This window comes from Myxococcus faecalis, assembly GCF_050039385.1.
Lineage (GTDB): Bacteria > Myxococcota > Myxococcia > Myxococcales > Myxococcaceae > Myxococcus > Myxococcus fulvus.
In genome coordinates, this window is record NZ_CP144336.1 from 7,456,553 (window position 1) to 7,476,795 (window position 20,243).

19 protein-coding genes are annotated in these 20,243 nt (G+C 71.4%); 9 read left to right on the top strand and 10 right to left on the bottom strand.

The window, feature by feature from the left end; genetic code table 11:
• The first annotated feature begins 123 nt into the window (after window positions 1–123).
• The gene (locus tag VZQ01_RS29995; protein ID WP_426745335.1) at window positions 124–912 is read left to right on the top strand and encodes a cupredoxin domain-containing protein; all 789 of its coding nucleotides are present in this window, start codon (window positions 124–126) and stop codon (window positions 910–912) included.
• 153 nt (window positions 913–1,065) lie between these two features.
• Window positions 1,066–1,230, top strand: coding sequence for a hypothetical protein (locus VZQ01_RS30000; RefSeq protein WP_170300416.1), 165 nt, complete (start codon window positions 1,066–1,068; stop codon window positions 1,228–1,230).
• A gap of 138 nt (window positions 1,231–1,368) precedes the next feature.
• Here VZQ01_RS30000 and VZQ01_RS30005 read toward each other — a convergent pair whose 3' ends face one another.
• On the bottom strand, window positions 1,369–1,659 hold the full coding sequence (locus VZQ01_RS30005) for an FYDLN acid domain-containing protein (protein WP_141333389.1): 291 nt from the start codon (window positions 1,657–1,659) through the stop codon (window positions 1,369–1,371).
• Window positions 1,660–1,811: 152 nt separating this feature from the next.
• On the opposite strand from VZQ01_RS30005, the gene VZQ01_RS30010 reads away from it, so the two are divergent.
• A complete protein-coding gene (locus tag VZQ01_RS30010) occupies window positions 1,812–3,539 on the top strand; it encodes an AgmX/PglI C-terminal domain-containing protein (RefSeq protein WP_248541925.1) in 1,728 nt (575 codons plus the stop codon).
• A gap of 324 nt (window positions 3,540–3,863) precedes the next feature.
• Complete coding sequence (locus VZQ01_RS30015; protein ID WP_426745336.1) at window positions 3,864–4,616, top strand: transglutaminase-like domain-containing protein; 753 nt, start codon at window positions 3,864–3,866, stop codon at window positions 4,614–4,616.
• Window positions 4,617–4,801: 185 nt separating this feature from the next.
• Here VZQ01_RS30015 and VZQ01_RS30020 read toward each other — a convergent pair whose 3' ends face one another.
• The 3 genes from VZQ01_RS30020 to VZQ01_RS30030 are packed head-to-tail and all read right to left on the bottom strand — an operon-like array spanning window position 4,802 to window position 7,532.
• Complete coding sequence (locus tag VZQ01_RS30020) at window positions 4,802–5,059, bottom strand: DUF3006 domain-containing protein (protein WP_223748173.1); 258 nt, start codon at window positions 5,057–5,059, stop codon at window positions 4,802–4,804.
• Window positions 5,056–6,324 (bottom strand): ComEC/Rec2 family competence protein, encoded by a 1,269-nt coding sequence (locus VZQ01_RS30025; RefSeq protein ID WP_223748174.1) that lies wholly within the window; start codon window positions 6,322–6,324, stop codon window positions 5,056–5,058. Before VZQ01_RS30025 ends, VZQ01_RS30020 begins: the two co-directional genes overlap by 4 nt.
• Entirely contained in the window at window positions 6,321–7,532 is a 1,212-nt protein-coding gene (locus VZQ01_RS30030; protein WP_426749003.1) for a ComEC/Rec2 family competence protein, read from the bottom strand. Before VZQ01_RS30030 ends, VZQ01_RS30025 begins: the two co-directional genes overlap by 4 nt.
• 114 nt (window positions 7,533–7,646) lie before the next feature.
• On the opposite strand from VZQ01_RS30030, the gene deoC reads away from it, so the two are divergent.
• The 4 genes from deoC to VZQ01_RS30050 all read left to right on the top strand — a co-directional run bounded on the left by deoC (window position 7,647) and on the right by VZQ01_RS30050 (window position 11,392).
• Window positions 7,647–8,477 (top strand): deoxyribose-phosphate aldolase, encoded by an 831-nt coding sequence (deoC, locus tag VZQ01_RS30035; protein WP_426745337.1) that lies wholly within the window; start codon window positions 7,647–7,649, stop codon window positions 8,475–8,477.
• Between the two features lie 15 nt (window positions 8,478–8,492).
• Window positions 8,493–8,885, top strand: coding sequence for a TraR/DksA family transcriptional regulator (locus tag VZQ01_RS30040; protein ID WP_046715601.1), 393 nt, complete (start codon window positions 8,493–8,495; stop codon window positions 8,883–8,885).
• 67 nt (window positions 8,886–8,952) lie between these two features.
• Complete coding sequence (locus tag VZQ01_RS30045) at window positions 8,953–10,680, top strand: phospho-sugar mutase (RefSeq protein WP_426745338.1); 1,728 nt, start codon at window positions 8,953–8,955, stop codon at window positions 10,678–10,680.
• Window positions 10,681–10,753: 73 nt separating this feature from the next.
• Window positions 10,754–11,392 (top strand): hypothetical protein, encoded by a 639-nt coding sequence (locus VZQ01_RS30050; protein WP_426745339.1) that lies wholly within the window; start codon window positions 10,754–10,756, stop codon window positions 11,390–11,392.
• A gap of 6 nt (window positions 11,393–11,398) precedes the next feature.
• Here VZQ01_RS30050 and VZQ01_RS30055 read toward each other — a convergent pair whose 3' ends face one another.
• From VZQ01_RS30055 to VZQ01_RS30075, 5 genes are all read right to left on the bottom strand, one after another.
• Window positions 11,399–12,553, bottom strand: coding sequence for a sensor histidine kinase (locus tag VZQ01_RS30055; RefSeq protein WP_267699847.1), 1,155 nt, complete (start codon window positions 12,551–12,553; stop codon window positions 11,399–11,401).
• 348 nt (window positions 12,554–12,901) lie between these two features.
• Complete coding sequence (locus tag VZQ01_RS30060; protein ID WP_046715597.1) at window positions 12,902–13,831, bottom strand: ABC transporter permease; 930 nt, start codon at window positions 13,829–13,831, stop codon at window positions 12,902–12,904.
• Complete coding sequence (locus VZQ01_RS30065; protein WP_426745340.1) at window positions 13,824–14,969, bottom strand: ABC transporter permease; 1,146 nt, start codon at window positions 14,967–14,969, stop codon at window positions 13,824–13,826. The genes VZQ01_RS30060 and VZQ01_RS30065 overlap by 8 nt, the downstream gene beginning before the upstream one ends.
• A complete protein-coding gene (locus tag VZQ01_RS30070) occupies window positions 14,962–16,431 on the bottom strand; it encodes an ABC transporter ATP-binding protein (protein ID WP_426745341.1) in 1,470 nt (489 codons plus the stop codon). Before VZQ01_RS30070 ends, VZQ01_RS30065 begins: the two co-directional genes overlap by 8 nt.
• A gap of 53 nt (window positions 16,432–16,484) precedes the next feature.
• On the bottom strand, window positions 16,485–17,672 hold the full coding sequence (locus VZQ01_RS30075) for a BMP family lipoprotein (RefSeq protein WP_223748181.1): 1,188 nt from the start codon (window positions 17,670–17,672) through the stop codon (window positions 16,485–16,487).
• Window positions 17,673–17,750: 78 nt separating this feature from the next.
• Between VZQ01_RS30075 and VZQ01_RS30080 the strand changes: the two genes are divergently transcribed.
• The gene (locus tag VZQ01_RS30080) at window positions 17,751–19,055 is read left to right on the top strand and encodes a thymidine phosphorylase (RefSeq protein WP_426745342.1); all 1,305 of its coding nucleotides are present in this window, start codon (window positions 17,751–17,753) and stop codon (window positions 19,053–19,055) included.
• 355 nt (window positions 19,056–19,410) lie between these two features.
• Here VZQ01_RS30080 and VZQ01_RS30085 read toward each other — a convergent pair whose 3' ends face one another.
• Window positions 19,411–20,160: an SDR family NAD(P)-dependent oxidoreductase gene (locus VZQ01_RS30085; RefSeq protein WP_223748183.1), complete on the bottom strand. Its 750-nt coding sequence runs from the start codon at window positions 20,158–20,160 to the stop codon at window positions 19,411–19,413.
• Between the last annotated feature and the right edge of the window lie 83 nt (window positions 20,161–20,243).

The window sequence follows — 20,243 nt, forward strand, 5'->3', positions numbered from 1 at the left end:
CGCTCTTGTACCAACAAGGATGATGGGGGTCCAACGCCCAAATCGACCCAGAGTCATCCCCCGGGCGCTCGGGGCGCCATCCACCATTTGAAAGAGCTTCACGCACCCGTTAGACGGGAACACGTGCTCCGCGCCACCTTTCTCCGCTCTCTGCCCCTGTTCGCGCTCGCCTTCGCCTGCCGCGAGTCCTCCTCGCCGCCCCCGTCCGTGCCCGCGGCCCCTCAGGCGCAGGCCCCCGCGCCCGCGCGCCCCGAGGCCGACGTGAAGTGGGGCGTCATCGAGGGGCGCGTCCGGCTCACCGGCACCCCGCCGCCTCCCACCTCGTCGCCCACCAGCGGCACCGTGGTGTCCGTGTGCGGCGAGCAGACGGAGGACCGCTCCCTCGTCGTGGGGAGCGAGGGAGCGCTGGCCTACACGGTGGTGTCCCTGAAGTCGGCGAGCGCTTTGCCCGCACCGGCCCAGCCGCCCGCCGAGCCCGTGCTGGACCAGAAGAAGTGCATCTATGAGCCACCCGTCCTCGCCGCGCGCGCTGGCGGCCAGCTCACCCTGCGCAACTCGGATCCGCTCGTCCACAACGTGCGCGCGTCCTCCAGCACCAAGCGCTCCTTCTTCAACGTGGCCATGCCCCTGGAGGGGATGAGCACGCGCAAGCCGCTGCCCGAGGAGCCCGGCGTCGTCCCCATCCGCTGCGACATCCACCCGTGGATGCGGGCCGTGGTGCGGACGTTCGACCACCCGTACTTCGCCACCACCTCCCCGGACGGCCGCTTCCGGCTGGAGGTCCCCGAGGGCGCCCACACCCTCGTCTTCTGGCACGAGCGGCTGCCCCAGGCCGAGAAGACCGTGAATGTCCGCGCGGGCGAGCGCGTCCAGGTGGAGCAAGACTGGGCCGTCACGGACCTCCAGCAGTAGCCCGCGCCGGCCGTTTCCAACTTTCTTGGCGAAAGGGCGGAAGGTTTTCGCCCCAGCACGTACTAGGAGGTGCGGCGTGTGCGTCCGGATTTCATTTCCGCTGCGACGGGAAAATTGCTACGCTGCTGCTGGGTTTCAACACGAGAGGGGGGCATGACGATGCAGCCCAAGAAGCGGACCACACTGACGAGCCCGATGCAGACCCTGGAAGCGCCCCGCAAGGAGCCGCGGCCGGTGGGGATGCAGGAGATGGGACCCGGCCTCTACGAGCAGATCCGCCGCGCGCTCACGGAGCTGGCGCTGGCATCGGGGACCTGAGCGGAAGCACGTCGGTCGTGAAGCAGGCCCGGCACGCGCCCCGCGAAGGGCGCACCGGGTGGACACAAGCCGCCTCGTGAGGACGTCCGAGGCTCGCAGGCCTCCTGGCGCTCGCCAGGAAGCCCGCACACCCCTGAATCAGGTGTCGTCGTCGTCGGGCTCGGCGGCCGCGCTCTCGTCGTCGTCGAACGAGTCGAGATCCTCCTCCTCTTCCTCGCTCGCGGCTGCTGGCTCCTCGGGCTCGGGCTCGATGACCTTGGGAGCGGCGGCCAGGCGGCCACGGCGTCCCTCGGGCTGAGGCTTCAGTGCGGGGCTTTCCCGTTGGTCCGCGCCGCACTTCGGGCACAGCGGGTCAGGCTTCTTCATGTCGTAGAACTTCGTCTGACACTTGAAGCAAACGAACTTTGAACCGAGGTCCTTCGCCGGCATTCGCCACCTTCTGAATAAGGCGAGAGAAGACAGGGGCAGAGGCGGGCTCCATAGTTGGGCCGCACGGCGGAGTCAACCGATTGGTTTGCGCGGGAGATTTCTAGCGGTAGCATCCGGGACCTCGTTTCCCCCCCGCGAGCCGGACGCTCCCCTTGAACTTCACCTGCGACAATTGCCAGAAGCGGTACTCCATTGCGGACGAAAAAGTCCGCGGCAAGACGGTCAAGGTCCGTTGCAAGAACTGCCAGAACGTCATCACCGTCGAAGGACCCGCCGAAGAAGAGAGCACCCGCGTGGTGTCGCTCGCGGACGTGGAGCGGCTCAGGGCGCAAGAGCGCTCCCTGGCCGACCCGTCCGTCAGCGTCCCCGCGCCGGTGGCCTCCGCGCCACCGGTGGCCAAGGCGCCGCCCGCGGCGCTCCAGACGCCCTGGGACGATGAGCCCACCAGGGCCGCGCCCTTGCGCGCCACGGGCTCGCCCTGGTTCGTGATGGTGAAGAACAAGCAGGAGGGCCCGCTGGACGAGGGTGCCCTGCGCGAGCTCATCGCCACGGGCACCATCAGCGGCCGGAGCTTCTTCTGGCAGCAGGGCATGGCGGACTGGAAGCGCGGCGCGGACGTGCCGGAGCTCGCCGGTCTGTTCGTTCCCCCGCCCGCGCCGGAGCCTCCTCCGCCGCCCCCGCCGCCTCCCGTGGCGGAGCCGCCCGCGCGCGCCGCCGCGAAGCCCGCGCCCGCTCGCCGCGAGCCGGAGCCGCAGCATCCGGTCTTCTCCGAGCCGGAGCCCCAGTTCCCTCAGGAGCCGGAGCCGCAGGCCTTCCAGCAGCCCGAGCCGGAGGAGCCTCAGTCGGCGCGCCAGTGGGTGCCGGAGGAGGATCCGGACACGACGTACTTCGGCGAGCCGGACCCCCGGAACCAGCCGCAGCCCGCGGGTCGCAAGGGCGCCGCGCCGGCCGCGACCGCCGCGCCGCTCAACGAGCTGTTCTCCGACCTGGATCTGCCCGAGAAGGGTGGAGAGCAGGACGAGGCGCAGGGCGGCAATCCGTACGACGACTCGCAGGGCGAGGAAGGCGGCGAGGAGACCCAGGCGCCCGCGAAGCGTGATCCTCGCGAGAACACGCGCCAGGTGGCCAAGAAGGCAGGGGTGACGCGGCGCAACTCGCCGATGAAGTACGTCGCCGTCGTGCTGCTGGTGCTCCTGCTGCCGCTGGTCGTCGCCTACGTGTTGTCGGAGGCGCTCGGGGTGATGCCGCTGAAGGTCACCACGGTGGATGCGCAGGGGCAGGCGGTGGAGCAGTCCGTCTTCACCGGCGCGGGTGTGGGCGCGCTGCGCGACAAGCTCCTGGGCAACACGCCGCCTCCGGTCGCTCCGATTCCGAAGGCGCCGCCTCAGGCCGCGCCGGTCCCCACCGAGCCCAAGGCGGTGGAGCCGAAGGCCGCCGAGCCCACGCCGGGCGCGGAAGGAGCGGCTGCGGCTCCGACGCAGGAGCAGGTGCAGGCCGTCTACAACGACGCGGAGAAGAAGGACGTCGCCCCGGAGGTTCGCGAGGGCGCGGAGGTCGCTGCGGCGGACTCGGAGGACGTCGGTGGGCCGTCGGACGAGGAGGTGGAGCGCGTGGTGGAGCAGGCGCAGACCTCGTTCCGCGACTGCGTGGAGCAGGAGCTCAAGCGCAACCCGTCCTACAAGGGCGGCAAGGCGACGCTCACGGCGACGGTGGGCACGTCCGGCGCGGTGAAGGAGGCGAAGTTCGACCGCAAGGAGCTCAACGGCAACGCGAACGCGGTGGGCTCGTGCATCCGTGAGCGCGCCCGGCGCATGACGTTCTCCAGCTTCTCCGGCGAGGACATCGAGCTGGAGATTCCGCTGGTCCTCTCCGGTCGGTAGCGCGTCTGGCTCGGCCTGGGTGGCCTCCTCGTGTCGGAGGAGGCCACGGGCCTCGAGCCGCGGTCGTCGAACGGGAGCACGGGCGTCCTCGCCCCTCCGGTGCGAGCGCTCCCGGCCAAGGCCCGTGACGCGCGCGTGGGGTGATGCCTCCGCACATCACCCCGCCAACGGCTGTCACCAGCGACGCGGGCCTTCGCGGAGGAGGACCTGTCCACGGGCCCAGGAAGTACGGGAGCTTGGCGCCCATCCCAGGTCGCATCAGGACTGGCACGCGCGGTGCTTTGGGGATGAGCCTCCCCTTTTGGCTCCGAGAGGCCCTGTCCCATGGCGATCTCCTCCCTGTCGCGTCCGACCTCCTCCTCCTGTGCGAAGCGCCTGCCCGAAGCCGCCCAGGCTCCGCGAGGTGTCGTGGTGAAGGTCGTCAACCCGGATGGCTCGGCGGTGAAGACGGTGGACTCCGCGAAGCAGCCCCAGGAGTTCGCCGCGCTGCTGAAGAAGCTGGGCCTGACGAATGAGTCCCTGCTGAAGGGCGACGGTGGGAAGGGGACGTGCCCGAAGCCCACCGAGTCGCGGAGCTTCCAACAGAACTGGAGCCGCGACAGCTTCGAGCCGGCCAAGGCCAGGCCGCCCCAGCCCGCGCCGGCTCCGGCTCCGGCTCCCACGCAGGCTCAGGACGCGAAGCGTCCATCCCCGGGCAAGAGCGCGGACGCGGTGGCTCAGGACATCGCGAAGGAGGCCACGTCCTGGAAGTACGACTACTCGGGCGGCAAGACGTGGGACGCCGCCATGAAGAACGCCAGCAACTTCGACGCGAGCAAGTCCGGGGTCTGCGTGGACATGGCCATCGAGGCCGAGCAGCGCTTCGAGAAGGCCGGCGTGGATGCGCGCGTCGTCTTCGGCAAGACGGCCCAGGGCGACCATGCGTGGGTGGAGTTCAAGGACGACAAGGGGCAGTACCAGGCCTTCGACCCCACCGCCGCGGCTTGCACCAAGAAGGCCGACGACGCCGTCACTCCGTATGACGGCGGCGCCTATCAGTACCAGGGGGTCACCGAGCGGCACGAAGCCGTCACCTGAGGTCTCCGCCGGGCCCGTCGCCCTCCAATGCGACCCTGGAGAGGGATGCTCGGCGGCGGCGCGGGGGAGTCCACCTGCGAGCCTCGCGTCGCCCCGCGTGCGAGGCTCAGGCGCTCGCTGGAGGGTGGACCTCGGTGATGCCGAGGCCCAGCGCGCCGCGGGCGCTGAGGCGCGCCACGCCCCGCTCAGAGGTCGAAGTCGCCCGGTGGCGGCGTCTTGCCCTTCTTCGCCCGCTCGCGCGCCGCGCGCACCTCCTCGCGCAGCGCCTCGGTGGCCTCCGGGTCCACCGTCATTGTCTCCAGGTGGATGACGTCGCCTTCACGCGCGCCCTCGGGGAGCGAGGCGAGGGGCCTGGTCACCTCTTGCCCGTCCACGATGAGCACTGCGACCTCATCTTCGATGCGGTCCAGGGTGGCCCGCGACTGGGTGGGTTTCTTCTTCACGGGTTGCAGTCCTGCGCGGGCCGCCGCTCACGAATGGCCTCCTCGCGCGTCTTGTAGATGATGAGGTTCTCGGCGTGGATCTTCCGCGCGCCGTCGCAGTCGGGGATGTGGAATTTGTCGCGCTTGCGGCTCGCGTGGTACGGCCCCTTGTACTTCTTGTTGTTGCGCTCCTCCTTGGGCGGAGCCGCTGGAGCCTCGGTCGTCTTCACCGGCTCGACGGGCACCTCCTCGACGACGGGCTTCTTCTCGACCAGGGGCTTGCCGGCCCAGAAGTCCGGGAGCGGCGTGGGGCCCTGGCCCACCAGCGTGTAGCGCATGTCGCTGGGCGTGCCCTGCTTGAGCCGCTGCGGAGAGATGACCAACGACTTGCCGTCGCTGACCACCTGCACCTCGCCGTGCTCGTCGGTGCGGAACACCTCCAGGTGCGCGGCCTTGAGGCGCTCCAGTGTGGCGGGCGCCGGCGCCTTGAACGCATTGCCCGCGCCCACGGAGATGACGGCGGCGCGAGCCCCCACGCGCGTGAGGAACGCCGCCGTGGTGGCGGTATCGAGCCCGTGCGCCCCCACCTTGAGCAGGGTGGACTGCACTGGCACTTCACGCGCGAGCAGGTACGCCTCCGTCTGCGCCAGCGCATCACCGGTGAACAGCACCGACGTCTCGCCGTACGACAGGCGCATGACGATGGAGTTGACCTCCAGCGCGGCCGAGGGCGCGTCCAGCAGCGGCTCGCTGGGCGCACGGGGCCACAGGATGGTCAGCGACACGCCGTCCCCCAGGTTGATGCGCTGGGGCGCGTTGGGCGTGGACGTGGGCGGCGCGGGGGAGACGACCTGCACCCGGCGCTCACCGAGCTTCGTGAGCAGCGCGTCGTAGTCCGGCGGCGCCGTGGGCAACTGCGGCTCCATCAGCTGGCGGGCCCCCACCCGACGCAGCACCGCGTCCAGCGCGCCGTGGTGGTCCACGTGGGGATGCGTGAGGACCACCAGGTCCAGGGGCTTGGTGAGCAGCTCCGGCAGGCGGTTCACCAGGTGCCGGGAAGCGCTCTCCGGGCCCGAGTCCACCAGCACCGTGGTGCCGTTGGGCGCCACGATGAGCGCCGCGTCCCCCTGGCCCACGTCGAAGAAGTAGACGCGCAGCTTCCCATCCGGGGCCGCGCCGAAGTAGCGCCGGGCCTCCGGGGCTCGGGCGGCGGGGTCCGGCGCGGGCTCCTTGCAGGCCCCCAGGACGAGCAGGGTGCCCAGCAGGGCGAGTAGGCGCGAACTCATGGATGACAATCCTCGGAGGGGCGACGCTCGCGCAGGGCGGCTTCGCGGTTCGGGTACACGGTGCGTTCCGACTTGGAACGCTTCAGGGTGGAGCACGTCTCGCGGTGGAATACCTTGCTGCCCTTGAGGCCGATGTAGCGCTCCTGGCCCTCGGAGCCGCCTCGGGACGAGGCTCCACCCGTGTCGTCGCGGGATTGTCGCGCACCGGCCCCCGGACGTTTCGTCTCGGGCGCAGTGGGGGGCATCAGGACGGGGACGGAGGGAGCGAGCCCCTGGCCGCCCGACACCACCACCATGGCCCCGTCGCCGCCGTGGGTGCGCAGCGTGACGGTGTGGCCGTTGCTGGCGGCCACCACCTCTCCGTCCCGGTCCGTGCGCAGCACGTGCGCGCCCACCGCGCCCAGGCGCTCCAGCGTCTCCTGTGCGGGGTGGCCGTAGTCGTTCTTCGCCCCGCAGGAGATGACGGCGGCCTGGGGCTTCGCGGCGTCGAGGAACGCGGCGGTGGAGGAGTGACGGCCTCCGTGGTGCGCCACCTTCAGCACGGTGGTGCTCAGGTCCAGCCCCTTCCTGAGCAGCATGCCCTCCGTGTCCGGCTCCGCGTCACCGACGAGCAGGAAGGCCGTCTTCCCATACGTCAGCTTCGCGACGATGGAGTTGGAGTTCGCATCCGAGCGCGTGCCGACGAGGAAGGGCTCCTTGGGCGCGCGCGGCCAGAGCACGCTGAGCGAGACGCCCTCGCCCAGGCCGATGGTGAGCAGCCCGTTGGGGGACGAGGGGCTCGGCTCGGGGTTCATCACCTGGCCCACCGTGTCCCCGACGACCTCCAGCAGGTCGCGGTACGCCTCGCTGGGGTGGTCGAAGCCGGGGTCCATGAACCGCCGGGCGCCAATCGTGCGCAAGGTCTGCGCGAGCCCACCCAGGTGGTCCAGGTGCGGGTGCGTGAGGATGACCAGGTCCAGCGGCCCGTTCACCAGCTCGCGCAGGCGCTTGTTGAGCCGCTCGCGCGCCTCGGGCGGGCCGCCGTCGATGAGCACCGTCTTGCCCGTGGGCGAGATGACGAGGGCCGCGTCGCCCTGGCCCACGTCGAGGAAGTGGACCGTCAGCGGCTTGTCGGACGTCGCGGTGAGAGGGGAGGGCAGGCCCGCGGCGAGACCCGGCAGCGTGGCGAGCAGGAGGGCGAGGAGAGGGAACCAGCGGAGACGGGACATCACGAAGGGGACTCTACCGCCACGTTCCCACCCTCGGCACGTCAGGTGTGAGCGGGAAACGAACGACTCTCCCGAGCGCTTCCCGAGGACCGCGAAGTGGGCTAAGGGGCCGCCATGTCCGACTCCAAGGACCTCTCCAAGTTCGTCGAGGAGCTCGCCGACCAGGTCCGCCGCCACGTGTCCTCGTGGACGGCCACCCGGGAGGACTCGCCCGGCGAGTTCCCTGTCGACCTCGCTCCGCCCGCCACGGCCCGCGTGGACCCGGCCTCCATCCGCTCGGCCGCGGACCTGGCGCCGTACATCGACCACACGCTGCTCAAGCCCGAGGCCCGCGCCGAGGACGTGGCGAAGGTGGCCCGCGAGGCGCGTGAGCATGGCTTCGCCACCGTGTGCGTGAACAGCGCGCAGGTGGCCACCGCGGCGAAGGTGCTCGCCGGCTCCAGGACGGTGCCCATCGCCGTGGTGGGCTTCCCCCTGGGCGCCAGCCTCTCCTCGGCCAAGGCCTTCGAGGCGCGCGAAGCCATCCGCGCCGGCGCGCGTGAAATCGACATGGTGCTCAACGTCGGCGCGCTCAAGGCGCGCGACCATGCGCTCGTGTTCCAGGACATCCGCGCGGTGGTGGACGCGTGCCGTCCGGTGCCGGTGAAGGTCATCCTCGAGACGTCGCTGCTCACGGACGAGGAGAAGGTCTTCGGCTGCCTGCTGTCGAAGTCCGCGGGCGCCGCCTTCGTGAAGACCTCCACGGGCTTCGGCTCGGGCGGGGCGACGGTGGAGGACGTGGCGCTGATGCGGCTGACGGTGGGCGACGACGTGGGCGTGAAGGCCTCCGGCGGCATCCGCTCCTCCGAGGACGCGCTGAAGATGCTGCGCGCGGGCGCAAACCGACTGGGTGCATCCGCGTCGGTGGCCATCGTCAACGGGCAGGTCTCCACCGCGAAGTACTGAACCGGCGGGCCCTCGATGAACGCGAAACAGCGAGACGAACTCAAGGCCCTGCTGCTGGCGCTGCACTCCGAGCTGACGGAGAAGGTGCCGGCGAAGATAGAGCCCAACCGCACCGACGATGCGCGCATCGGCGGCGACGAGGACGAGCAGCCCCTCAACGAGATGATGCAGGCCATCGCCTCCAACCGGAACCGGAACATGGACGGCGTGCTGGCCCGCGTGCTCAAGGCGCTGGGCAAGCTGCGCGACGAGCCGGACTCCTTCGGGGACTGCGAGGAGTGCGGCGACGAGATTCCGCTCGGTCGCCTCAGGGCCATGCCCTACGCCGAGCTGTGCGTCACGTGCCAGGGCGGCAAGGACGGCCCCAAGGGCCGCGCCACCCGCCGCAAGCTCACCGACTACTCCTGAAACCCCACAGGCGCCCGGGCACGACGTCGCGTGCGCCCTCTTTCGAGACACGAGGCAACGAGGCTCCATGAGCGACAGCGGATTGAGAGAGCGGGCAGAGGCGTGGCGCCTGGCGGACCCGGACCCCACCACCGCCGAGGAGCTGGCGCGGCTGCTCGCCGCCAATGACGAGGCGGAGCTGGCGGACCGCTTCGTGGGGGACCTGGAGTTCGGCACCGCGGGCCTGCGCGGCGTGCTGGGCGCCGGCCCCAACCGGATGAACCGCGCCGTGGTTCGGCGCACCACCGCGGGCTTGGCGCGCTACCTCAAGGCGCAGGTGCCGGACGTCGCCACCCGGGGCGTGGTGGTGGGACGGGACGCGCGCCGGCTGAGCGCGGAGCTGGCCGAGGACACCGCCGCCGTGCTCGCCGCCGAGGGCATCCCCGCGCACGTCTTCCTCGAGCCCGTGCCCACGCCGCTCACCGCGTACGCGTGCCTGAACCTCAACGCCGCGGCCGCCATCATGGTGACGGCCAGCCACAATCCACCCGAGTACAACGGTTACAAGGTGTACTGGGGCAACGGCGCTCAAATCATCCCCCCGCACGACACGGGCATCGCCGCGGCCATCGCGAAGGTGGAGCCCGCCAACCGGGTGCCGCTGCTCGCGCCGGACGCCGCGCGCAAGCAGGGCCTGTGGCGCGACCTGCCAGACTCGATGGGGGATGAGTACCTGCGTGCCATCCTGGGCCTGCGCGTGCACAAGAAGGGCTCGTCGACGCTGTCCATCGTCTACACGGCGATGCACGGCGTGGGCGGCGTCTGGGCGGAGCGAGCCCTTCGCGACGCGGGCTTCCCGCGCTTCACCCCGGTGGCCGAGCAGCAGCAGCCGGACGGGCGCTTCCCCACGGTGCGCTTCCCCAACCCGGAGGAGCCCGGCGCCATGGACCTGTCGCGCGCCACCGCCGAGCGCGTGAAGGCGGACCTGGTGCTCGCCAATGACCCGGACGCGGACCGGCTGGCCGTCATGGCGCGCGAGTCCACGGGCGGCCTGCGCATGCTCACCGGCAACGAGGTGGGCGTGCTGCTGGGGCATTATCTCCTGACCCAGGGGACCAAGCGCGCCCGGCCGCATGTCGTCACCACCATCGTCTCCTCCACGCAGCTGGGCGACATCGCCCGCTCGCTGGACGCGGCCTATGACGAGGTGCTCACGGGCTTCAAGTGGATCGCCAACCGCGCGCTGGAGCGCGAGCAGGCCGAGGGCACGCAGTTCGTCTTCGGCTACGAGGAGGCGCTCGGCTACACCGCCGGCACCGTGACGCGCGACAAGGACGGTGTCGGCGCGGCGCTCGTCATGGCGGACCTGGCCGCGTGGTGCGAGGCCCGGGGCACCACGGTGCTCGGGTACCTGGAGGAGATTCAGCGCAAGCACGGCCTCTACGTCGGCGCCCAGCGCAACGTCACGCTGCCGGGTGCGGCCGGCGCGCAGGCCATCCGCGGCATCATGGACGCGTTCCGGGCCCGGCCTCCCTCGCACATCGGTGGCGAGGCGGTGCGCGCGGTGCTCGACTACCAGCGCGGCGTCAACGGCCTGCCTCCGTCCAATGTGCTCGCGCTGGAGCTGGAGGGCGGCGGCCGCGTCACCCTGCGTCCGTCCGGCACCGAGCCCAAAATCAAATACTACTTCGAGCGCAAGGAGACGCCCGCCGCGGGCGAGCCCCTGGCCCAGGCCCGCGCGCGCGCCGAGTCCCGGCTGACCGCCTTCATCGATGCCTTCGTGGCCCTGGCCCGTGAGCGGGGCCAACCCACCTGAGTCCTGAATCACTCCTCAACTCCACACCCCTGGCCGCGCGCAGTCGCTGCGGCCCCTCACCGAAAGGCATCGTGTGAAGCGCCTCGTCCCTGGACTCCTCCTCGCTTGTCTCCTGGCCCTCCCCGGCACCGCGCTGGCGCGTGGGCAGGGCTGGTCCATCCTCGCCGCCGACACCCTGGGGCGGGGCAACACGGCCTTCTCGGGGCAGATTGGCTGGCCGGGCCTCACCCTGGGCGTGCTCCACGGCACGTCGGAGAAGGTCGATATCGGCGGCAAGTTCAGCTTCAACTGGGGCCGTGAGGGCTGGGTGCGCCACACCTCTCCCGGCATCAAGCTGCAGGGCTGGCTGCGCGTGGAGCTGGCGAAGACGAACAACGTGTCCTTCGCGCTCACCTTCCAGCCCGGGCCGCTGTTCTACTTCGATGACGGCGACACGGACGTGGGCCTGGCGCTGCCGGTGGCCTTCGTGGTGGGCATCCCCGTCAGCAGCGCGCTGATGGTGAACGTGGGCCTGGACATGCCCTTCCACGTGTACTTCGGCCGGAGCATCGGCCCCGTCATCCCCATCCTGGTGGGCGGCGGCCTGGAGTACTTCATCGACAGCAAGCTGGCCGCCTCCTTCAACCTGCGCATGGGGCCCGCCCTCATCCCCGACTGGGACGAGAGCGAGTTCGCCATGGAGGCCCTCTTCGGCATCGCCTACCGCTTCTAGGCGCGGCTACCAGGAGGACGTCTGCTCGGGCAGCTCCACCGTGAAGGTGCTGCCCAGGTTGACCCGGCTCTGCACCGTGAGCTTGCCGCCCATGGACTCCACCAGGGCGCGCGCCACGGTGAGGCCCAGGCCGGCGCCCTTCTCCGGCGGCTTCGTCGTGTAGTAGGGCTCGAAGACGGCCTGCAGCTCGTCCTCGAAGATGCCGATGCCCGTGTCCTTCACGAAGAGGCGCGGGCCGAAGTCGCCGAACATGTCCGGCATCTCCACGCCCACGTGGATGCGGCGCGGGCGGTCCATCACGCACTCCACCGCCTCGGCCGCGTTGGCGAGCAGCTCCACCAGCACCTGCTCCAGCTGACGGCGGTTGAACACCACCGCGATGGGGTCCTCGGGCAGCACCACCGTCACCTCGGCGGTGAGCAGCCGGCCGTTGTCCCGCAGGCGCTCCACCACCGCGGGGACCAGCTCCCGCAGGTCGAAGCGCTGGATGTCCTTGGGGTTGGTGGGGCCCAGCGACAGCAGGTGCTGGCCGTACAGCCGCATCTGCTCGCCCGCCACGCCCAGCTTCTTGAGCTCCTCGGCGTCCGGCGGCAGGCCCTGCACCGCGCGCTCGCGCACGTGCCCCAGCGCCCGCTGCAGGCCCTCGCCGATGTGGCCCAGGTTCTGCGCCACGTCCGCCGCCAGCGTGCCCACGCGCGCCAGCCGCTCCATCTCCACCCAGCGGGTGCGCGGATCCAACAGCTCCTCGGCCCGCTGGCCACCGCGCTCGCGGTGCGCCTTGAGCTCCAGGAGCGTGTGCACGCGGACCTTCAGCTCCAGCGGGTCCAGCGGCTCGGTGGTGAGCAGATCATCCACCCCGGCCTCCAGCACCTGACGCCGCGTCTGGCGGTCCGCCCGCCGCGTCAGCATCAGCACCGGCACCGGAGGCCCGCCCAGCTCCGCCTGGAGCCGGCGATAGGCCGCGAGCCCGTCCGTCCCCGGCCGCTCCACGTCCAGGAGCACCAGGTCCGCGGGCTGATGGGCCTGTGCCCCGCCCGCCGGCAGCACGTCATAGCCCGCCGGGGCCAGGATGGAGCACAGCCGCTCCATGCCCTCTGACTCCACGTCCACCGCCAACACGCGGGGGCGATACGCCTCGGTCGTTCCCGTCGTCTCCAGCATCACCCACCCCCGCCGTGTTGACCGGGCCGACCGGGCCCGGGGTTCACAAGGAGTCCCTACGAACCTTGCGTCTGAATGGATGAAACCTCCCCCCGGTGGCCTCCTCCATCCCGGCGCGGCCCGACACTTGGGCTACATGCCAGTCGCGTGCCGGACCGTGCGTCGACGCTCTGTGTCTCAATCCCGGAGAAACCCGGAGATCACCCCAATAACGGCAGGGGGTTGGAGTGTCGGCTTCCTCCATTGCCCGAAGGAGCCGACGTTGGCCACCCGACACCTGGGTGTCACCCATGACCAAGAATCATTTCATACCCGGGTGTGGAAGGACACCGCCTGGGTATTCGAGGCTCAGCGGGACTCCTGCTCGTATGGGACGCCGAGTGCGGCGGGGGTGCTGTTTCGCTGTCCCTGGAGCGTGAGGACCACGAGGGTGAGGACGTAGGGCAGGGCGAGCAGGACGCCCTGGGGCACGACGTCCAGGAGGCCCGGGGCGCTGGAGGCGAGGCCGATCCGGAGCGCGTTGCCGAAAGCGAAGAAGGCGGCGGCGAGGAAGGCGCCCAGCGGCGTCCAGCGTCCGAAGACCATGGCGGCCAGGGCCATGAAGCCCAGGCCCGCGGGGGTGTGCTGCTCGAAGCGGTCCAACACGGTGGTGGAGAGCACCGCGCCGCCCAGGCCCGCGAGCAGTCCGCCGCCCAGCACCGCGCCCCACCTGAGCGCGGGGACGGACAGGCCCAGCGTGGCGACCGCGTGGGGCTTGTCGCCCACGGCGCGCAGGCGCAGGCCCAGCGGCGTGCGCGTCAGGACGAGCTGCAGGAGCACGGGGAGCAGCAGCGCCAGGTACGTGGGCGCGGCGTGGCCGGAGAGCGCGCCCAATACGGGCACGGACGACAGCCCCGGCAGCTCCCACGTGGAGAGCTGCTGGATGGAGGGCGTGCCGTTGGGGCCGAAGTGCGTCTCCAGGAGGAAGGTGCCGCCGGCCAGGGCCACCAGGTTGAGGGCGATGCCGGACACCACCTGGTCCGAGCGCCAGCGGATGCACAAGAAGCCGTGCACCGCCGCGAGCCCCGCGCCCGCGAGCATGCCCATGACGACGGCCAGGGGCGTGGGCATGACGAGCGCGGCCACGGCGGCGCAGAAGGCGCCCACGCGCATCATGCCCTCGACGCCGACGGCCACCACGCCCGCGCGCTCGGAGAGCACCGCGCCCAGCGCGGCGAAGACGAGCGCCGGGGCGGCGTCCAGCGTGGCGAACAGCAGCCGATGGAGGACCTCAAGCATGGGGCACCTGCGCGGTGGGCGCGGCGGGCGAGGCGACGGGGGCGGGCGCGGCGCGCCGGCGCAGCACGGCCAGCCAGATGAGGCGGCCTGCGACGAAGAGCAGCGCGAGGCCCTGGATGAGCTCGGGGAAGCTCTTGTGCACGTCGAGCAACTGCATGCGCGTGCCGCCCGCGCGCAGCACGCCGAAGAACAGCGCCGCGGCGCCCACGCCCAGCGGATGGTTGTTTCCGATGAGCGCGATGGCGATGCCGTCGAAGCCGTAGGGCGCGCCGAGCGTGCCCGGGTAGCGGCCCTCGGTGCCCAGCACCAGCACCGCGCCGGCCAGGCCCGACAGCGCGCCGGCCAGCGCCATGGCGAGTCCCGCCCGTTGCGCCACGGGGATGCCGGCGGCGCGCGCGGCCTCGTCGCCCAGTCCCACCGCGCGCGTCTCGAAGCCCGAGCGCGTGCGCGTCAGCCACGCCCACACCGCCACCGCGGCGAGGGTGGCCAGCACGAAGCCCAGGTTCAGTCGCGAGGCGTCACCCAGCAGGCGCGGCAGCGCCGCGGTGGGGTGGATTTCGGCGGTGCCGGTGATGGAGGCGCCGGCCTCCGCTGTGCCGCGCAGTGGGCCCACGACGAGCCAGTTGTCGACCAGCCGCAGCGCCACCCAGTTGAGCATGATGGTGGAGATGACCTCGTGCACGCCCCGGTAGAGCCGCAGCAGGGCGGCGATGCCCGCCCACGCGGCTCCGGCCAGCGCCGCGCCCACGAGCGCCGCGGGGATGTGCAGCACGCTGGGCAGCGCCACGTGCGCGCCCACCACCGCGGCCGCGAGCGCGCCCAGCAGCATCTGCCCCTGCGCGCCGATGTTGAACAGGCCCACCTTGAAGGCCACCGCCACCGACAGCCCGGTGAAGGTGAGCAGCGCGGCCTTCATGGCCGCCTCGCCCAGCGGACGCGTGAGCACGGTGGCCGGCGCGTCCTCGATGAGGAACCGGGGCCAGTCGCCCACGCCGCCCCAGAGCATCTGGAGGTACGCCGCGGTGGCCGTGGCGAGGCCGCCCTCGTCGCGCGTGAAGGCGATGAGCAGCCAGCACACCCCCAGCGACAACAACACCGACAGCACCGACGGCAGGGCCTGCCGCGTGCGCTCACCCATGGCCCGGCTCCGCTCCCAGCATGCGACGTCCCAGCTCCTGCTCGTCGTACTCGGGCCGGGTGAACTGGCCCGTCACGCGCCCCTCGAAGAGCACGTAGACGCGGTCCGCCAGCGCCAGCACCTCTTCCAGGTCCAACGACACCAGCACCACGCCGGTGCCCTGGGCCCGGGCCTCGCGAAGCCTCGCGTGCACCTGGGCCACCGCGCCGATGTCCAGGCCTCGCGTGGGCTGCACCACCACCAGCAAGCGGGGCCGCGCGTCCAGCTCGCGCGCCACCACCACCTTCTGCTGGTTGCCTCCGGACAGGGCCTGCAGCGGCAGCGTCGGCTCCGGCGGGCGCACGTCGTAGGCGGCGAGCAGCTCCGTGGCCCGAGCGCGGCGTCCGTCGAAGTCGATCCACGGCCCCTTGGCGAAGGGCGGCCGGTTGTGCCGACCCAGCGCGATGTTCTCCTCCACGCTGAGCGCCTTCACCACCGCGCGGCGCAGCCGGTCCTCGGGCACGTGGCCCACGCCTCGCTCGCGCGCCTGGGCGGGCGTCAGGTGCGCCAGCTTCCCTCCGAGCAGCGTCCCGGTGCCCGACGTCAAGGGACGCAGGCCCGTGAGCACCTCCGCCAGCTCGCGCTGGCCGTTGCCGTCCACGCCCGCGATGCCGACGATTTCGCCCGCGCGCACCGTGAGGTCCACGCCCTGGAGCGCGGGCCGGCCGTTGTCGCCCTGGGCCTGCAGCCCCGACACCTCGAGCAGCACCTCGCCCGTGGAGGGCGTCTCGGGGGCCTGCGTGGCGGTGTCCGTCGGAGCGGCGCGCGCGGTGTCGCCCACCATGAGGGCGGCGAGCGCGCTCGCGGAGGTGTCCGCCGGGCGCACCTCGGAGACCAGCCGGCCCCGGCGCATCACGGCGATGCGGTCCGCCACGCCGAGCACTTCCTTGAGCTTGTGGCTGATGAGCACCACGGAGCGCCCCTGCTCGACGAGGCCGCGCATCACGCGCGCCAGCTCCTCGGCCTCCTGGGGCGTGAGCACGGCGGTGGGCTCGTCGAGGATGAGCACCCGCGCGCCCCGGTGCAGCGCCTTGACGATCTCCACCTTCTGCTGCGAGCCGACGGTGAGCGTGTCCACCCGGGCCCGGGCGTCCAGCGCGAAGCCGAAGCGGGCGCACGTCTCGGACACCTCCGCGACGGCGCGCTCGTAATCGAACAGGCCCCGGCGCGTGGGCTCGCGGCCGAGCACCACGTTCTCCGCCACCGTCAGCGTGGGCACGAGCATGAAGTGCTGGTGCACCATGCCGATGCCCCGGTCAATGGCGTCGCGCGGGCTCTTGAGGCGCACGGGCGCGCCCTCCACGGACACCTCACCCGAGTCCGGGTGATAGAGCCCGTAGAGGACGTTCATCAGGCTGGACTTGCCCGCGCCGTTCTCGCCCACGACGGCGAGCAGCTCCTTCTCGCGGATGTCGAGCGACACGTCGTCCAGCGCCGTGACGGCGCCGAACCGCTTCTGGATGTGCCGGAGGGAGATCAGGGCGCGGCGGCCTGGAAGGAGGCGAGGTCCGCCGGGACGGAAGGCACCTGGATGTCGCCGGAGATGATGCGCTGGCGCAAGGCCTCCACCTTCTGGAGCGCCTCCGCCTTGCCCGGGAAGTCCACCCGCACCTCGGCCATGGCCACGCCGTTCTCCTTGATGCCCAGCACCTGCTCGCTGGCGGTGAACTTGTCGTCCACCAGGTCCTTGGCCGTCTGGTACACGACCAGGTCCGTGTGCTTCAGCATGGAGGTGAGGATGGCCTCCGGCGCCACGTGTGACTGGTCCGAGTCCACGCCGATGGCATAGACGCTCTTGCCCGCGGCTCGCGCCTCCTTCACCGCCTGGATGACGCCGATGCCGTCCGAGCCGGCCGCGTGGAAGATGACGTCCGCGCCCTTGGCGATGAGGTCCTGGGCCACCTGCTTGCCGGCGGCCATGTCGTTGAAGCTGCCGGTGTAGACGGACATCAGGGCCTGGGCGGCCTCGGGCTTCGTCGTCTTCACGCCCGCGCGGTAGCCCACCTCGAAGCGCTGGATGAGGGGCACCTCGATGCCGCCCACGAAGCCCACCTTGTTCGTCTTCGTCACCAGGCCCGCCAGCGCGCCCACGAGGAAGCTGCCCTCGTGCTCCTTGAAGAGGACGGTGCGCACGTTGGGCAGCTTCAGCGCCTTGCCCTGCGAGTCGAGCACCTGGCTGTCGATGAGCAGGAAGCGCGCCTTCGGGTTCTCCTGGGCGGAGGTGCGCACGGCGTTGGCCAGCAGGTAGCCGTTGCCGATGGTCAGCTGCGAGCCCCGGTCCACGAGCAACTGGAGGTTGGGGATGTAGTCCTCCTGGGCCTTGCTCTGGAGGACCACGGGCTGGATGGGCAGCGGCTTCAGGGTGGCGGCGATGGAGGACAGGTGGGCGGGGAGCGACTTGCTCACCTCGTCGGGGGCCGCGTCCACGTACTTGCCGCCCTCATAGCGCTTGCCGGCGGCCCACAGCTCCAGGCCGCGCAGGGCGGCGTCGTTGAAGGAATGGTCACCCCGGCCGCCCACGTCGATGACGAGGCCGACGGGGAGGGGCTTCTTCGCCGCCTGCTGGGAGGTGGCGGGAGCGCCCGCGGGGGGCGACTCCTCCTTGGACTTGGTACAGGCGCACAGGAGGGCCGTGAGGGCGAGGACCTGGAGGCGAAGCATCATGGCTGGCTATCTACCAGATGCGGCGGCGCCTTTCGCGGAAGTGCATGGGGGGCCTCGTTCCTGGTATGGGCAGTCCCCGTGCAACCCTACGAGCTCATCAAGGCAAAGCGGGATGGAGGCCGGCTGGAGCCGGCGGACATCGCCGCGTTCATCCAGGCGTATACGGCGGGAACGGTGGCGGACTACCAGATGGCGGCCATGTGCATGGCCGTCTTCTTCCGGGGGCTGGACTCCCGGGAGCTGGGGGCCTGGGCTCGGGCCATGCTCAATTCGGGCGAGGTGCTGGACCTGTCCGACACCCCGGCCGTGAAGGTGGACAAGCACTCGACGGGCGGCGTGGGGGACAAGGTGTCGCTCAGCCTGGCGCCCCTGGCGGCCGCGTGCGGGGTGCCGGTGCCGATGATTTCGGGCCGGGGCCTGGGCCACACGGGCGGGACGCTGGACAAGCTGGAGTCCATCCCGGGCTTCAACGTGAACCTGTCCACGGCCGAGTACCGCCGGCTGGTGCGCGAGGTGGGCTGCTGCCTGATTGGCCAGACGGCGCAGGTGGCGCCCGCGGACAAGAAGCTCTACGCGCTGCGTGACGTGACGGCGACGGTGGACTGCATCCCGCTGATTGCCTCGTCCATCATGAGCAAGAAGCTGGCGGAGGGCATCGACGCGCTGGTGCTGGACGTGAAGGTGGGCAGCGGCGCGTTCATGAAGCGCGACGAGGATGCCCGCACGCTGGCGAAGACGATGATTGGCCTGGGCGCGGAGATGGGGCGCAAGGTGGTGGCGCTCCTGACGGACATGGACCAGCCCCTGGGCCGCAAGGTGGGCAACGCGCTGGAGGTGATGGAGGCGGTGGACATGCTCCGCGGCGAGGCGCCGGAGGACTACACCGAAATCACCTACGCGCTGACGGCGGAGATGCTGGTGCTGGGCAAGAAGGCCGCCACCGTGGACGAGGCGCGCGCGAAGCTGCGCAAGTCGGTGGAGGACGGCAGTGCCATCCGGAAGTTGAAGGAGATCGTCCAGTCGCAGGGCGGAGACCCGCGCTCCATCGATGACTACTCGCTCCTGCCGCAGGCGCGCGCCACGGTGGACGTGGTGGCGCCCCGGGATGGCTTCGTGACGGGCATCGACACGGAGGGCGTGGGCCTGGCGGGCGTGGCGCTCGGCGCGGGCCGGCAGCGGGTGGACAGCAAGATCGACCCGGCCGTGGGCTTCACGCTGCTGAAGAAGACGGGCGAGGCGGTGAAGAAGGGCGAGCCCGTGGTGCGCGTGCACTTCAACGACGAGGCGCCCGTCGAGGGCGTCAAGGCGCGGCTGCTCGCGGCCTATCGCTTCGGCGATGCCGCGCCCGCGCCGCGCCCGCTGGTTCGCGAGCGCGTGGAGTAGGTGAGAAGGGGGGGCGCGCCTCGGTGGTGCGCCCCTCTCGGTTGCACGGAGGCGCCGCGCGAGTGCGGGGCAGGGCGCTCTGCGTGGGGCGCCCCTTTGCGCGACGCGGTGAAGTGCCCCGCGTCCGCGCTCCCTCAAGTGTACAAGGCGGAGCGTCCGGAGTGGCACGCCCCTTCCGCGATGGTGAAGCGCTCCGCGTTTGCGGCCTCATGAGTGCGCGAGGCACGCGCTCGGAGCGCGCAGTCATCGTCTACGGCTTGCTGATGCTCTCCGCGGTCGCAGGTAGGGCGCCTGGGCCGAGCAGTGGTCCCTTCTCGGTCCGCTCGCACCCAGGAATCTCCTCACCCCACGGTGCTCACGCGCCCTGGCCTCCGTCCACGTCGAGCACGGCGCCGGTGATGTAGGAAGCGCCCGGTCCGGCGAGGAATACGATGCTCTCGGCGACCTCCTCGGGACGGCCGAAGCGCCCCAGGGGGATGGTCGCGTTGATGGCGGGCTTGTGCGGCTCCAGCCCCGCGGACATGTCCGTGTCCGTGAAGCCCGGCTGCACCACGTTGACCGTGATGCCGCGCGCGCCCAGGTCTCTCGCCACGCCCTTGGTGTAGCCCACCACCGCCGCCTTCGTCGCCGTGTAGTCCGCCATGCCCGGCATGCCGACGCGGCCCGTGATGCTCGAGCCCACGGTGATGATGCGCCCACCCTCGCCCATCACCTTCGCCGCCTCGCGGATGGCCGCGATGACGCCGGTGACGTTGACCCGGTGCTGCCGGTCCAGCACCGCCACGTCCTGCTGCGCGTTGTCGATGGGACTCTGCGTCGCCACGCCCGCGTTGTTCACCAGGATGTCCAGCCGCCCGAAGCGCTCGGCGACGGCCGGGATGAGCTTCGCCGCCTCCTCCGCCACCGCCTGGTCCGCCTGGAAGGCCGCCGCCCGCACCCCCTCGGACTCCAGCTCCCGCACCAGCGCCTGCGCCTTCTCCGCCGACGCCACGTAGCTGATGGCCACGTCCGCTCCCTCCCGCGCGAGCGCCCGCGCCGCCGCCGCGCCGATGCCCCGCGAACCCCCCGTCACCAGCGCCACCTTGCCTGCGAGCTTCTTCGACATGTTCGTCATCCCTTCAATGAGGTTGTGTACCAATTGGTACTGAATTGGGCGCACGCCGGGCGCGCTCCGCGCGGGACACGCGA

Excerpts from the sequence above, each read along its gene's own strand:
- VZQ01_RS30065 (WP_426745340.1), bottom strand. The coding sequence starts at position 14,969 with ATGGGTGAGCGCACGCGGCAGGCCCTGCCGTCGGTGCTGTCGGTGTTG.
- VZQ01_RS30040 (WP_046715601.1), top strand. The coding sequence starts at position 8,493 with ATGAACGCGAAACAGCGAGACGAACTCAAGGCCCTGCTGCTGGCGCTG.
- VZQ01_RS30060 (WP_046715597.1), bottom strand. The coding sequence starts at position 13,831 with ATGCTTGAGGTCCTCCATCGGCTGCTGTTCGCCACGCTGGACGCCGCC.
- VZQ01_RS30085 (WP_223748183.1), bottom strand. The coding sequence starts at position 20,160 with ATGTCGAAGAAGCTCGCAGGCAAGGTGGCGCTGGTGACGGGGGGTTCG.
- VZQ01_RS30015 (WP_426745336.1), top strand. The coding sequence starts at position 3,864 with ATGGCGATCTCCTCCCTGTCGCGTCCGACCTCCTCCTCCTGTGCGAAG.
- deoC (WP_426745337.1), top strand. The coding sequence starts at position 7,647 with ATGTCCGACTCCAAGGACCTCTCCAAGTTCGTCGAGGAGCTCGCCGAC.
- VZQ01_RS30000 (WP_170300416.1), top strand. The coding sequence starts at position 1,066 with ATGACGATGCAGCCCAAGAAGCGGACCACACTGACGAGCCCGATGCAG.
- VZQ01_RS30025 (WP_223748174.1), bottom strand. The coding sequence starts at position 6,324 with ATGAGTTCGCGCCTACTCGCCCTGCTGGGCACCCTGCTCGTCCTGGGG.
- VZQ01_RS30055 (WP_267699847.1), bottom strand. The coding sequence starts at position 12,553 with ATGCTGGAGACGACGGGAACGACCGAGGCGTATCGCCCCCGCGTGTTG.
- VZQ01_RS30075 (WP_223748181.1), bottom strand. The coding sequence starts at position 17,672 with ATGATGCTTCGCCTCCAGGTCCTCGCCCTCACGGCCCTCCTGTGCGCC.
- VZQ01_RS30045 (WP_426745338.1), top strand. The coding sequence starts at position 8,953 with ATGAGCGACAGCGGATTGAGAGAGCGGGCAGAGGCGTGGCGCCTGGCG.
- VZQ01_RS30005 (WP_141333389.1), bottom strand. The coding sequence starts at position 1,659 with ATGCCGGCGAAGGACCTCGGTTCAAAGTTCGTTTGCTTCAAGTGTCAG.
- VZQ01_RS30030 (WP_426749003.1), bottom strand. The coding sequence starts at position 7,532 with ATGTCCCGTCTCCGCTGGTTCCCTCTCCTCGCCCTCCTGCTCGCCACG.